Source organism: Methyloterricola oryzae, assembly GCF_000934725.1.
GTDB lineage: Bacteria > Pseudomonadota > Gammaproteobacteria > Methylococcales > Methylococcaceae > Methyloterricola > Methyloterricola oryzae.
Genome location: NZ_JYNS01000002.1, coordinates 259,889 through 273,573, shown reverse-complemented (window position 1 = coordinate 273,573; position 13,685 = coordinate 259,889). Strand labels below are relative to the sequence as shown.

8 protein-coding genes are annotated in these 13,685 nt (G+C 64.2%); all 8 read right to left on the bottom strand.

The features are described from left to right. Positions 1-29: 29 nt before the first annotated feature. Positions 30-4,031: a translocation/assembly module TamB domain-containing protein gene (locus EK23_RS04960; RefSeq protein ID WP_045224191.1), complete on the bottom strand. Its 4,002-nt coding sequence runs from the start codon at positions 4,029-4,031 to the stop codon at positions 30-32. Continuing rightward, positions 4,031-5,890, bottom strand: coding sequence for an autotransporter assembly complex protein TamA (locus EK23_RS04955; protein WP_052807937.1), 1,860 nt, complete (start codon positions 5,888-5,890; stop codon positions 4,031-4,033). Before EK23_RS04955 ends, EK23_RS04960 begins: the two co-directional genes overlap by 1 nt. Positions 5,891-6,025: 135 nt before the next feature. Continuing rightward, the gene (locus EK23_RS21500) at positions 6,026-6,451 is read right to left on the bottom strand and encodes a hypothetical protein (protein WP_052807936.1); all 426 of its coding nucleotides are present in this window, start codon (positions 6,449-6,451) and stop codon (positions 6,026-6,028) included. 866 nt (positions 6,452-7,317) lie between these two features. Then, positions 7,318-8,259 carry a tRNA (adenosine(37)-N6)-dimethylallyltransferase MiaA gene (gene miaA, locus EK23_RS04945; RefSeq protein ID WP_045224190.1) on the bottom strand — a complete coding sequence of 314 codons (942 nt, stop codon included), beginning with the start codon at positions 8,257-8,259 and terminating at the stop codon, positions 7,318-7,320. Then, entirely contained in the window at positions 8,256-10,061 is a 1,806-nt protein-coding gene (mutL, locus tag EK23_RS04940; RefSeq protein ID WP_045224189.1) for a DNA mismatch repair endonuclease MutL, read from the bottom strand. The genes miaA and mutL overlap by 4 nt, the downstream gene beginning before the upstream one ends. Positions 10,062-10,174: 113 nt before the next feature. Then, positions 10,175-11,452: an N-acetylmuramoyl-L-alanine amidase gene (locus tag EK23_RS04935; RefSeq protein ID WP_045224188.1), complete on the bottom strand. Its 1,278-nt coding sequence runs from the start codon at positions 11,450-11,452 to the stop codon at positions 10,175-10,177. A 179-nt stretch (positions 11,453-11,631) separates the two neighbouring features. Continuing rightward, on the bottom strand, positions 11,632-12,087 hold the full coding sequence (gene tsaE, locus EK23_RS04930) for a tRNA (adenosine(37)-N6)-threonylcarbamoyltransferase complex ATPase subunit type 1 TsaE (RefSeq protein ID WP_045224187.1): 456 nt from the start codon (positions 12,085-12,087) through the stop codon (positions 11,632-11,634). Continuing rightward, on the bottom strand, positions 12,084-13,574 hold the full coding sequence (locus EK23_RS04925; protein ID WP_045224186.1) for a bifunctional ADP-dependent NAD(P)H-hydrate dehydratase/NAD(P)H-hydrate epimerase: 1,491 nt from the start codon (positions 13,572-13,574) through the stop codon (positions 12,084-12,086). The genes tsaE and EK23_RS04925 overlap by 4 nt, the downstream gene beginning before the upstream one ends. Positions 13,575-13,685 lie beyond the last annotated feature (111 nt).

Here is a 13,685-nt window from a genome sequence, read left to right as displayed (position 1 = left end):
TTTAGTCACCAGCGGGGGGCAGCGTCAACTCAGTATTCGAACTGATAGATCACACCCACACTGCTGCTGGCGCCGCCGGTGGAGCCGGTCGCCGATCCGGTGCCTACGCTGGCTTCCAGCTTAAGACCCCGGGTGACGTCGATCTGCACCGTGCCCTGGGTGGAATTGAGCGAGGCGCCCTGCTTGGCGCCCACGTAGACGCCAGGCGCCACGTAGCGCCCGCCCTCCAGGGTGGGACCCTTGCCGCCGCCCCCAAACGACAGACGGTCGAGCCCCAGCCGTTCGCGCACGCCCCCCAGGGCATCGCCGCCGATGGGGGTGAGGCCGGCGAGCGAGGCCAGGGCGGCGCCAATCTGCACCAATTCGAAGGGGCTCAGACTGGACGAGCCGCGCCCGAACAGCAATTGCGCCAGCACCTCATCCTGAGGCAGCGAAGGGCTGCTGCTCAGGCTGATCTTCGGTTTCTGCGCCGTGCCCGTCACCTCGAGTTTGGCGGTGACATTGCCATTGGCGGATTCCGCGAGGAAGTTGAGGCTGGGATCGGTGATGCGGCCGCCATCGAATCCGACCACCCCGCGGCTGAAGTTCAAGGTCTGCCCCGCCAGACTGAACTGTCCGCGGCGCATGAAGAACCCGCCCTCCGGTTGCAGGTTCTGCAAGCTACCGAGCAGCCGTACCCTGCCCCCGAGTTCCGCATCGAGGCCGCGTCCACGCACGAAGACAGCGGAAGGCGCTGCCACCTTGAGATCCAGCGCGAGGTCTAGCTCCTTTTCTGGGGTAGGCGGCTGTGGCTCGGTACCTGCTTCGCGCACATTGAGCACGGCGATGTTGGCAGGCATCCGCTCCGGGATGCGAATCTCGGCGCGGTTGATCTTCAGATTACCGCTGGCCGTCAGTTTCTCGTTCAAGCGTCCCTTGAGCTCGACATCCGCATCGAGATTGGCCTCCAGGCGTTCACTCGAGAGCAACGTGGCCTTGCGTGCCGCAATACGGATATCCAGCGGCATGCCGGCATCATTCCACCCCAGGGTTCCCTGCGCGGAAAGGCTGCCGGTGCCCGCCCTACCCTGCAGCCGAACCAGACGCAGATTGTCGCCCTCCGCCTGCGCCAGTCCGTTCAGTCCGAGCAGATGCATACCCTGAACATAATCCTGCCATTCGCCCTGCTCCAGGGCGATGCGCCCGTTGATGCGGGGTTCGGACAAGGAGCCTGCCACACTGCCATCCAGCGCGAGGCGGCCACGGGCGCGGCGGCCGCCAGCGGCCAGCAACGGCTCCAGCAGTTTGAGATCGGCCTGACCGCCTCCCTTCAGTGCAAACTGGCCCTGCGCGGACAGGGGCGCAATTCCCTCAACCTTCAGGTTCAGCCCGGAACCTGCCGTAAGGCCTGCGTCAAGGTCGGCATGAACCCCATCCAACCTGGCCGAGGCGCGCAATTTCGCGGCTGGCAATCCGCCCACGGTCCCGCTGCGCGCGCGCAATCCATCCGCATTCAACGCGATCTCGCCGCGAAGTGCGGAAACCGGCCCGACCAAGTGCACATTCCCCGCGATCGAGCCGTCCAGCAGCAGGCCCGGTTGCACCGCCGCAGCCAAGGAAGCCGGCAGCCCGCTCAGGTTCGCTGCCACGTCCAGGCTGGGCGCAAAACGCCCCCGCACATCCAGTTCACCGGTGCGCAAGCCCAGTCGCAGTTGGTCCACACCGAACGCTTCGCCAAAACGGAGACGCACCGGCTGTAGCAGCTTGAGCGTCTCCTTCTTCCAAGTCGTATTCATCTCATCGAGCGTCAGCACGGACCCCGGCAGGTCCAGTCGGCCCTTGCTGGCCAGGGTCAGGTCGCTCCCGGCCAGCCCCTGGGCGCCGCCCTGCAAGGTAAAGTCCAATGCGTCGAGCGCGCCGGAAGCCTTCAATTGGGCATGGCCCTGAGTTTCTTTCCACGTCCAGCCATCGAGGTTCACCGTGCCGTCCAGCAGCGGCCGCCGGCACAGGGGATCGAAGGCGCTCACGTCCGCCTGCAGGGCTTGGCCGGACAGCCCGTCCATCAGGCTCAAGCCAAAGCTTTCGACCACCATTCGCGCCTGCTGCCTGCCGCCTGTTTCCCGCGTCGACAGCGCGGCAGAGAGACTGCCGGCCAGCGGCTTTCCCACTAGCGGCGCGAGATCAGACAAGCGCTCGAAGGCGAGATCGAGGTTCCCGGTCGGAAATGCCGCGCCTTTGGCCAGGCTCATTGCACCGCCTGCGCGCAGGCTCCGCCAGCGGGCGCGCTCGACCGACAGACGCCAGCCAGCCGTGCCGTTCTGCAGTCGGGTCAATAGGTTCAGGTCCGATCCTGCGAGTGCGCCGTTCGCATTCAGCACGAATTCGGGCTGCGAAGGCAGGCCACTGGATTCAAGCTTGAGCGCAAGCGGCCCCTTGGGCAGGTTTCGCACCGCCAGTTCCCCGTTCGCGTCCAGCCTGGCGGCGAAGGACTTGAGCGGCCCGCTCAGCGCGCCCTTCGCCGTCATGTGCCCCGAAAGATCCGGCGCGAGCTGCTTTAAGTCGGACAGCGCGAGCGTCCAGGCGAAGTCCATCAGATCACGTGCAAGCCCTCCTGCCGCTTCGAATCGCAGTGACCGCCCGTCCATACGGAGACGCTCCAGCTTGATGTCGTCTCCCTTGAGCGTCATCGCTCCCTCCAGGCGGCCGGCCTCACCCACCAAACCCGGCAGAGGCCCTTGGCCTTCCGTGATGGCTACCGCCCCGTCCACCGACAGGCCAAACGTCTGGTCGCGCCAATCGAAGCGGCCGGACAGGTTTGAGCGCCCTTTCAGGCTCAGGCCGGTCAGTTCGGCCAGGGGAGCCAGCTCGGGCAGTTGCAGGCTCACCTCACCGGACAGCGGTCCGAATCCCGCGAGGCGGCCCCGCGCTTGGACCAACGGATGCCGCAGGCTGAAATTAACGGTTTGCGCACGGAAATCCGCGTCCCCCGCCAGCAGCCATGGCGATTCTGCGATGCGCTCAGGGCTGGCAATGGGCAGGCGCAGGCCCTCCGCGCGCCCGTCCACATGCAACTGGCCGGCATCGCCATGCCAGTCCAGATTGAGTTCGTGTAGGCTCGTTGCTCCTGCATCCAATCCCCGCAGCAGGAAATGGCCGTTGGCGGTCATGGCCTGAAATGGCCCAACGATGGAAGCCTGCAGCGAGGCGGCCTGCCAGGCGACGCCGTCCACGGGCTGCATGGCGGGCGTCGTGCCGCTGGCGCTGAGGTCGGCCGCCCCTGCAATCAGATTCACCGTGCCATCCAGTTTCAGCCGGGCCGGACCCGCCGTCAGGCTGGTGAAGACGGCTACTGCATCCCGCGGACCCTGGAGGCGCGCATTGAGGGCCAGAGGACCGATGGCTTCGAGACCGACTAGAGAGGCGATCATGCCTTCCGGCCGTTCCTGCGCCCGCACCGTCGCCCGAATTCCGTCCGCGTCCACCTGCGCCGCCAGCAAATACAGGTCCTGGCCTTCCAGTTCCTGGAGGCGCGCCTCACCCTGGCCCTGTTCCAGGCTATCAAGCCGCAAACCTGCGTGCAGGCTGAATGTCCTGCCGGCGCTGCCGGCAATCCCGGCGGCCAGTTCCAGCCGTCCCACGTCCAGTTTTTCCAATTCGACCCTCACAGGCAGGCCGCTCACCGGCTCATTCGTCTGCGGCGTCTCCTCCTGCGCCGGCAACCGCGCCAACACCAGGCGCTCGGCGGCCAGGCGGTCCACGCGGACGGTGCTCGACAGGAGGGCGAGCGGCGACCATTGTAGTGACAGGTTCTCCACGACCAGCCAAGACCCCTGCGCATCGCCGATGGTCAGCCTGTGTGCCCTCAAGGAAACCGGCAGGCGCCCCGACAATCCTTCAATGGCCACCGTTCCATCGGTTACGCTCGACACGGTAGCTATCAGCCATTGCCGCCCCGGTCCGGTGTTCGCCGCCAGTAGCAGCGTCGCTAGCAGGACCAAAGGCGCCGCCAGCAGCACCAGGAACCAGCGCCAGAGCCTCGGGCGAACGGCCATCAGAAGGCCTGCCCTACGCCGATGTACAGCTCGAACGCGCTGCCGCCGGGTAATTTGTTCAGCGGCATGGCCACATCCAGCCGGATAGGACCGAAGGATGTGTAATAGCGCGCGCCCAAACCGGCGCCAAAGCGCCAGGTGCCGCTGAAAGGCGAGCCGCCGGCATTCACCTGACCCGCATCGACGAACGCCACCGCGCCATAGTCATCCAGGATGCGCTGGCGGAACTCCACCGTGGCGGCGGCGATGTTGGTGCCACCCATGGGCCGGTCTTTGCGGAATTGCGGACCGATGGACTGGAACTTGAAGCCACGTACCGTGGCGCTGCCGCCGCCGTAGAAGCGCTTGTTGGGCGGCAGGTCGAACTGCCCCGCGCCCTCCACGTCGCCCACCAGGCCGCGCAAGGCGAGGACACTGCGGCCGGGGTCGGCCAGGTCCAGGTAGGCGGAGCCCGAGGCCTGCAGAATCACGAAGGGCGACGTGCTGCTGCCCGCCAGAGGCTGCATAGGCGTAATCGCAGCCGTCGCGCGCAGGCCCCGCGTCGGTTCCAGCAAGCTGTCGCTGCTGTCGTACTTGAGCGTGAGCGGCAGACCCAGCAACGTGTAATTCCGCGTCACGCCCTCCTGGGTGATACGGGCCTGCTCGCCGGAAAGGCCAAAACTGTAGCTCCAATAGTCGAAGAACTTGCGGCTAAGTTGCAGGCTGCTGGATATCGATTTTTCGTCGTAGGAAATCAGGCTCTGCTTGAGTGCGCCGAGGTCCGCCTGCAAAGACTGGTCGCGCAACAGGAAGTCAGGCTTGAGAAAGTTGGCGGCCAGACTGTAACCGATGCCGGTGGTGCTGGAGCCGCCCAACTGCGATACCCCGGCGATGAGGCTGAGCCGCTCTGCCTGCCCCAGCAGGTTGTAATGCCGCCAGGTGCCGGACAGGCTGCCGCCCAGGTCCGTGGAATAGGCCGCGTTGGCGCTGACGGAATGCGGTTTGCGCTCTTTGACCTCGAAAGTCAGCGGCAGTCGGCCCTGCGCATCGAGTTGCCCGGACGGTGCCGCCCGCACCGAGGCAAACACGCTAAGGGAGAACAGGTCCTCCCGCGCCTTTTCGATAGCGCGCGGGTCGAACAACTGGCCCGGATGAACCATCAGGCGGCGGCGCAGGAAGGGTTCCTCCACCTGTTCCAATCCCTTGAACCCGATCGTCCCCAGTTCGACCCGCGGCCCCGCGTCGACCTTGAAATACACGTCCAGGGCCTTGGCCGGACGGTCGAGCACGGCATCTGGCTCGGCGACCTTAGCCAAGGCATAGCCCGCGTCCTGCAGGGCCTGCAAGAGCTTTTCCTTAGCTGCCAGAACCTTGGGCGCCAAAGCCGGCTCGCCTGCGTGTATCCCCAATTCCTCACGCACCTGGCTTGGCACGCTGCCTTGAATATCGATGTCTCGCAAGCGGAACAATGGGCCCAGCCGCACGGATACGGCCACCTTGACCGGCTGGGCGGGGTGGCTGGCAAGGATGTCGGGCAGGTCGGGGTCATCCAGGGTATGGCCATCCATCAGCATCAGGATCGAGCCACCGTAATAGCCGAAGCTGCGCAGCGCCGTCTGGAAGCGCTGCAGGTCCTCCCGCGAGCGCGCCATCAGACCAAAAGGCCCTACCGGTGCCTTTTGTTGCAATTCCATCAAGACGGAGGAATCGCGCAGGGCTTGATCGAGTTCGGCCTGTCCCGTGGGAACAATCCCGACCTCGTATGGCTGCGGGTCCGAAGCCTTGGCGCCATACCCGAAACAGACCAGGAGAATGGGCAGAATGATCCGGTAAACTTTGCGAATCTGCCTAGCCAGAGACACGCCGCTGTTCCAGGTCATCGTTGGCCGCTCGAAGGGCTATGTCGGCTGGGCTTACATCCTCTGAACGAGCGCCCGATCGCAAGGGATCAGGCCAGCGCCTGACCCAGGGGCGCTCTTCAGAACATCGGAACCCCCAAGGCCAAAAGAGCAGCTCTAGTGGGGCATGCCGGAGGTGACGTAAACGGGTTTCTCCCGCAAGGCAGGGTCGAAGTGGCGGCGGCGGTCGCCATTGCGTATGCGCTTTTCAGCGCCACCGAATTCCCGGCTGGTGCGAGAGTAGTAGTCGCGCCGGTCCGTGTGACGCCGGTCGTCGAAGTGCTCGTACCAACACTGGCAATAGGTGCGGTCACAGTGCGGCAGCGGCACGATGGGCGCCAATCGGCATAGATAACGGGTGGAGGGCAACTGCCGGACAGCCGCGCATGCCAGCGATTCATCGTAATTGATGGTCACACAGCGAAAAGGCAAACGCCGCCGACTGCTTCTGGCCAAGCGCCTAGCCCTGGCTTCTCGGTAGAAATACCGCACAATCCACACCGACAACAGGAAGATAAGCGTCAGTATGATCGGACCGATCATGAAAAATCCCTCTTCGTTCTCTGAAGTCACTGGGATTCTACGCATTATGCGTCCGAAGACCAAGTCTTCGCCGTCAATTGGCGTCATCTCACCGCTAGGGACTTTCCCTACCTCACCTTACAACCCACTTCACTTTGCACTGGAAGCACATGCCGCCCCTGGCAGATGGTTGGTTTTCAAGTTGAGATCGCGTGACTAAACCGAGAATGCACTACTTCGAAACATGCTGCCCATTGCTGGACCCACAGTGATTCCCTCGCAAGGCCTGGTTTCTTTTATTTCAATAAGATATACCATGGCACAGATCTGGCTTAATTATATGAGCAAAACCTGAATGAGTTGCGGACGGCCGGCTAGGAACTCTACCCGACCCGGCGTTGGCAGGCCCGGACAAATTCCCATCCAGCGTTTGTCGGTAAAGGCAGGTGAGCTTGATAGCGCGAATCAAGCCGTGTCGGGGTATGGCGACACTATAACCTGCCGATGGTATTCGTCCTGGCAATTAGCGTCAAGCTGTGGTCCAATCAGGCTAGCAATAAACTCAACATAAATTGCGGACCAATAATAATGACAGGCAGTCAACATGTTCACACACACGGGGGTGTACGCCATGAGACGAAATTTTTCTTATTTTCCACTACCTTCCAGACACTTGTCGAAAAAACCAGCCAAGCGGAAGACGGCTTCTGCGGTAATTGATCTGGTGTCGCGGATTTTGAAGACTTCCATGAAGGATGCCATGGCGCACTGGCGCGCCTGACACAAAGCACCGCATCCATCGACGCGCGTATCCGCGCGCGGTGAAAACGACGGCAACTTAGCCAGCCCGTCCTCCGCGAGGACACCTTGGCGCTGGAGACTCGACCTCAGCGCAGACAGCCGGCGAGTTCGGTGAGCATGCGCTCAGCGACGTTCGGCTCCTCGCTTATGTAGTGCCGCGCCGTGGCTTGCCGGCGTAGCCAGGTGTACTGGCGTTTGGCAAATTGGCGCGTGGCGATGATGCCGCGTTGAATCATGGCTGGGTATTCGACCTGCCCGTTGAGGTAGGACCAGACCTGCCTGTAGCCCACCGCACGGATGGACGGCATGGATTCGTCCAGATCGCCACGCCGATACAAGCGCTCCACTTCCTCGACCAATCCACCCTCCAGCATGCCTTGAAACCGCTGCGCGATGCGCTGATGCAGCAGCTCGCGACTGGAAGGCGCCAGAACAAGACGAATGAAGTCAACGGGCGGAGGCACTTGTGCGGCCTGCTCACACAGGCTGGAGATCGGAACGCCGCTCACCCTGTAGACTTCCAAGGCCCTCTGAATGCGCTGCGGATCGTTGGGGTGAATGCGCGCCGCCGCTTTCGGATCCACCTCAGCCAAAATCTGGTGCATGCGCTGCCAGCCCATATGGCGGGCTTCCTCGTCGATCTGCCGGCGGATATCGGGATCGGCTTCCGGCAAGTCGGCGAGGCCGTTGAACAAGGCGTTGAAATAAAGCATGGTGCCGCCGGCGAGCACCGGCACTCTTCCCCGCCCCGCAATCTCGCCGATCAGTTCCAGGGCGCGCGCTCGGAACTGGCCGGTGGAGAAGGCTTCGGCGGGATCGAGGATGTCCAGTAAATGGTGGGGGACGCCCTGCCTCTCGTCCACACTGGGCTTGGCCGTGCCAATGTCCATGCCACGGTATACGAGGCCGGAATCCACGCTGATCACTTCCCCATCCAGTGCACGGCACAGCCGAATGGCGGCAGCGGTCTTGCCGGAAGCCGTCGGCCCCATGAGGGCCAGGGCTTTTGGAATGGAAGGGCTATTCATCGCCCGCGCAGGAAGAAACGATCCAGATCCTTGGTGGACAGCTCGACCCATGTAGGTCGGCCATGGTTGCACTGGCCGCTGTTCTCGGTTTGCTCCATTTCCCGCAGCAGCGCATTCATCTCTGGCACCGTCAGGCGCCGATGGGCTCGCACCGAGCCATGACAAGCCATGCTGGCCAGAACTGCTTGGGCAGCCTGCTCAAGTTGCAGGCTGTGCCCGTGGGTCGACAACTCCGCCAGGACATCCCGCAACAAGGCCTCGGCGTCACTGCTGCCGAGCAGTGCGGGTACTGCCCGCACCAATACCGCATCCACGCCCGAGCGCGTGACGCTCAGCCCAAGCCGGGCCAAATCGCCGCCGTGCTGTTCCGCCAGGTCTGCCTCAGCCTCGCTGAGTTTAACGTTCAGCGGCAACAACAAGGGCTGGCTGACCACATCGCCGCCGGCGTGCTGCCGCTTGAGCTTTTCGTAGGTCACGCGCTCATGGGCGGCATGGGCATCCACCAGGACCAGACCCGTACGGGTCTCGGCCAGGATGTAGATATTGTGCACATGGGCGATGGCGAAGCCCAGCGGGGGAAAGGACGCTTCCGTCTCGGCCGGCGCATTTCGCGGCATTTCCGCTGGACGGTAGAGATGCTCCAGAGCCACCTGGGGCTCCAGCACATGCAAGGGGAGCGAGGATTGCAGCGGCGGGCGGGAAGATCCCGCCGCGACGGGCCTCGATGCCAGTTCCTGAGGCTCGGGAAACGTGGGTTGCGGCACCGAGTCCGGTGATGCCGAAAGGCCAGCGCGACTCTCCGGCTTCACGCCGGCCAGTGCGCGCCCCAGGGCGCCAAACAGGAAGTCATGCACCAGGCGGCCGTCGCGGAAGCGCACCTCCAGCTTCGCAGGATGGGCGTTGACGTCCACCAGGGCCGGGTCCATATCCAGGTAGAGAACGTACACCGGTTGACGCCCGTGATACAACACATCGTGGTAGGCTTGGCGCACCGCATGAGTTACCAGGCGATCCCGCACCAGGCGGCGGTTGACATAAAAGAACTGCTGATCGGCCTGGGCCCTGGAAAACGTGGGTAGCCCCACCCAACCATGCAGGCGCAGCCCCGCCGATGCATAATCGACCGTCAAGGCGTTTTCCAGAAAGGCCTCCCCGCACACCAGGGCCAGGCGCTCGTTCTGCTCCGCAACTCCCTCGGCCGGGCGCAATTTCAGCACCTCCCGCTGATTGTGGCGCAATTGAAAGCCGATATCGAAACGGCTCAGGGCCATACGGCGCAACAGCGTGTCCACATGGCCGAACTCGGTCTTGTCGGTGCGCAGGAACTTGCGCCGCGCCGGGGTGTTATAGAACAGGTCGCGCACTTCAACGCTGGTGCCCTTAGGGTGGGCCGCGGGCTCGATCTGGAAGTCGCTCTCGCTGCCGTCGGCGAGGATGCGCCAGGCTGTCTCCGCCTCCGGCACCCGCGTCGTCAGGCTGAGCCGTGCGATGGAACTGATGCTAGGCAGGGCTTCGCCGCGAAATCCCATACTGGACACCCTTTCCAGGTCGTCCAGGCTGGCGATCTTGCTGGTGGCATGGCGCGACAGGGCCAGCGGCAGTTCATCCTTATGAATGCCGCAGCCATCATCCCGTATCCGGATCAAGCGCAGCCCGCCCATTTCCACATCCACCTCGACGGATCGGGCGCCGGCGTCAAAGGCGTTTTCCAACAACTCCTTGACGACAGAAGCTGGGCGCTCCACCACCTCGCCGGCGGCGATCTGGTTGACCAGTTGCGGGGGTAATAGGCGTATTGGCATGCGGCGCTCCGACAGGGCTGCATTCTACCAGACCCATGGCGGCTCGAAGGGAAAGGGCTGCGCTTGGATTTTGCCCCAGTCTCGGGGATGAAAGTTGCTGAAGCCGGCGACGCTCAGTCTTGCGCCACCAGTATGTCTGCGGATGTGGCGGCCTCCTGCTGCGTGCCCTGGGACGGGGCATGCGGGCCTCGATCGGCGAAATAGGCGCGTATCCCGCGAAATACCGCCCGCGCGACCCGCTCCTGGTATTTCGTGCTGAGCAGGTTTTTCTCTTCGTCCGGATTGGAGATGAAAGCCGTTTCCACCAGCAGCGATGGCACGTCCGGCGATTTCAGCACCACGAAGCCGGCTTTCTGGACTTCACGGTGATGAAGCTCGTGCCCCTTCCCGAGTTCGTCCAGAATGTGCGCGGCGGCATGATCGCTGTCCTCGATGGCCGCATTCTGGGACAGATCCAACAGCACGGACGCCAGTACCTTGCCCTTGTCGCGCAACTGCACGCCGCCCACCAGATCCGCGCTATTTTCCCGATCAGCCAGCCAGCGCGCCGCGACGCTGCTGGCGCCGTTGTTGGAAAGCGTGAAAACAGACGAGCCTTTGGCTTCGGCATTGATATAGGCATCGGCATGCAGGGACACGAACAGGTCGGCGTGTTCGCGGCGGCTGATGTCGGCGCGCTCTGCCAACTGCACGAACTGGTCGGATTGCCGCGTGAGCACGGCGCGCATGCCCGGCTCCGCGCGGACCATCGCCTCCAGCTTGCGGGCGATGGCCAGCACCACATCCTTCTCACGGGTCCCTGCCGGCCCGATGGCGCCCGTGTCCTTCCCGCCGTGACCGGCGTCGATGACGATGATGCGTTCCTGGGAACGGGACTTGCGCGCAGCCGCCGTGACCTTCTTGGCATCCGCCTTGGAATCCGTCTTTGGGGCAACCCGCTCGCTGGCTGCGGCGGCCCGCGATGGCCCGGTCTCTACCCGGGGCGAGCCTGTCGGCCTGGCCGCGGCCGCGTTACCATCTTCGGCCAACTGGATGACCCATTGCTGGCCCTGATGGGCCGGAAAACAATGCGCACTCACCTGCTTCTTGAGGTCAATCCGCAGGGTCATGCCGTGCCCATCCGCAGAGGCCTTTATGCCTTCAACCAGGGGATGGGACGCCGGGGGCTGTTTCAATGTGGCGGCCATCTGCGTGTCGCGCAAGCGGAACACCAGTCGGCGGTGGTTTGGATCCAGACTCAAGGATGATTCGGCGGGGGCGGAAAGATCCAGCAACAGGCGCGCGTGCCGGTCCGCAGTCGCGAGACTGATGGATTTAAGCTGACTGGCGGCTGCGGCATCTGCAACCAGCAGCGACAGCAGAAAAACAAGGCGACTTGCAATATTCAACATAACCGTCCGACGACCGCCTCGCGGGCCCATGACCTTAACGCAGCAAGCGGAATGGCCGCAAGCTTTTTCTTATTAAAATGTCGCGAAGCGACTTCATGTCCCCCGCGCATGTCCGCACAGGGAGCCGGCCTGAACGCCAACGCGGTCTGTGCTGCAGTGTCGCGTGGCGCCCCGGCCGCTTACGCGTCCATCATCGCCCTCAGTACAGCCTCGCCGCAGGGGGTTGAGGCCAGGGCCGAAAGCTGGCGTGATGTTCCGTGTACGAGCAAGGATAGATCAAGATCGGCAACTGGCAACAGGCCGGCGCCGCGCTCGGGCCACTCGACAAAGCAAATGGCATCGGGTCGGAAGAAATCCCGGATGCCCATCCACTCCAACTCCTCCGGATCGGCCAGCCGGTACAGGTCGAAATGAAAGAACGTCGCTTCCCCGATCCGGTATTCCTCCACCAGGGTATACGTGGGGCTTTTTACGGCGCCGGTGTATCCGCCGGCGCGCAGTGCGCCGCGCACCAGGGTAGTCTTGCCGGCTCCCAAATCGCCGTGCAGGAACACCACGCAGCCCGGGATCAGGGCGTCAAACAAGCGCCCGCCGAAAGCCAAGGTTTCCGCCTCGTCCGCCAGCAGCCGCTTCATGGATTGACCAGACGCCGCAGATGCGGAAAAAGATCCGAGGCCAGCAAACCGCGCTCGCCGCCCTCGGCGGCCGCCAGGTCTGCCGCCGCCGCATGCGCCACGACACCCATTTCTGCAGCCGTCTGCACACTCACTCCCTGGGCAATGAGGCCAGCGATGACGCCCGTCAGCACATCGCCCATGCCGCCCGAAGCCATGCCGGGGTTACCGAGCCGGCAGATGCGGGGCACGTCATCCCCACCGCGCACAAGGCTGCCGGCTCCCTTCAGCACCAGGACACCGCCGTATCGCTCCTGCAGACTCGCGGCGGCGGCGAAACGGTCGCGCTGAACCTCCCCCGAAGCGACTCCCAACAGGCGACCCGCCTCGCCCGGATGGGGCGTCAGCACCCAGTCATCCCGCCGGCGCGGATCGGCCGCCAGCAGATTGAGTCCGTCGGCATCCACCACCAGAGGCAGGGCAGAGTCGATTACGGCCCTGAATAGATCCCGTGCCCATGGGGATTGCCCGAGTCCCGGGCCGACCGCCACCACGCTGGCCGAGCGCAGCAGACCGTCCAGTTCCGCCGCCGATTCCACACCACGGCACATGAGTTCCGGGCGGGTCAGATTCAAGACCGAGGCATGCTGGGGCCGGGTGGCGATGGACACCAGTCCGGCGCCCACCCGCGCCGCTGCTTCCGCCGCCATGCGGGCCGCGCCAGCAAACCCGCAGTCGCCGCCCACCACCAGCACATGGCCGCAGTGGCCCTTGTGGGCGGTTCGGCTACGCGTAGGCAAATCCAGCGGCGGGCACGGAAGCAATTCCGCCGAAGCCTTCTGAGAATGCTGCACCGCCACCGGCGTATCCAGATCGGCGAAACGCAGCTCCCCGCAACAATCCGGGCCCTCGCCGGTGAACAGGCCCTGCTTGAGGCCGATGAAACTCACAGTGACCTGAGCGCGCACGGCCGCGCCCAGGATCGCGCCGGTGTCCGCATGGAGCCCCGAGGGAATATCCAGGGCCAGCACGCCGCCCGCAAAGCGGTTGATCGCACCGATCACCTGTTCGTAGACGCCGCTGACCGGGCGGTCCAGCCCGGTGCCCAGAAGCCCGTCCACCAGTACCTCGGCACCTTCGAAACCTTCCGGGATGAAATCCAGCACCGGACCATCCGCCTGGCGGTAATCCTGCCAGGCTTTCAGCGCATCGCCGCGCAAGTGTGCCGGGTCGGCGACCGGATAGACCCGCACGTCCATGCCCTCGGCCCTGGCCAGGCGCGCCAGCACATAGCCATCGCCGCCGTTGTTGCCGCTCCCGCACAGAACCGATACGGTGCGCGCGCCCGGCCAGCGCTGGCGGAGTACGTCCAGTGCCGCCGCGCCAGCCCGGCACATCAGCTCGTAACCTGGAATACCGATGGTTTCGATGGCGAAACGGTCCATCGCACGGACCTGCTCGGCCCGGAACAGATGCCGCGGCAAACTCGGATTGTCGTGGGTAGTCATTGGACGCTAAGCTAGTTTTACGCGGCGCGACTCGTGCGCCGGCCCTATCAGGTGCCCATTGTCGCCAAACCCCACACCGACGCCAAGCTCCGGATCTGAAGCGGAACCCGC

Coding starts and splice junctions, on each gene's coding strand:
- EK23_RS21500 (WP_052807936.1), bottom strand. CDS start 6,451: ATGATCGGTCCGATCATACTGACGCTTATCTTCCTGTTGTCGGTGTGG.
- EK23_RS04935 (WP_045224188.1), bottom strand. CDS start 11,452: ATGTTGAATATTGCAAGTCGCCTTGTTTTTCTGCTGTCGCTGCTGGTT.
- tsaE (WP_045224187.1), bottom strand. CDS start 12,087: ATGAAGCGGCTGCTGGCGGACGAGGCGGAAACCTTGGCTTTCGGCGGG.
- EK23_RS04955 (WP_052807937.1), bottom strand. CDS start 5,890: ATGACCTGGAACAGCGGCGTGTCTCTGGCTAGGCAGATTCGCAAAGTT.
- EK23_RS04960 (WP_045224191.1), bottom strand. CDS start 4,031: ATGGCCGTTCGCCCGAGGCTCTGGCGCTGGTTCCTGGTGCTGCTGGCG.
- miaA (WP_045224190.1), bottom strand. CDS start 8,259: ATGAATAGCCCTTCCATTCCAAAAGCCCTGGCCCTCATGGGGCCGACG.
- mutL (WP_045224189.1), bottom strand. CDS start 10,061: ATGCCAATACGCCTATTACCCCCGCAACTGGTCAACCAGATCGCCGCC.
- EK23_RS04925 (WP_045224186.1), bottom strand. CDS start 13,574: ATGACTACCCACGACAATCCGAGTTTGCCGCGGCATCTGTTCCGGGCC.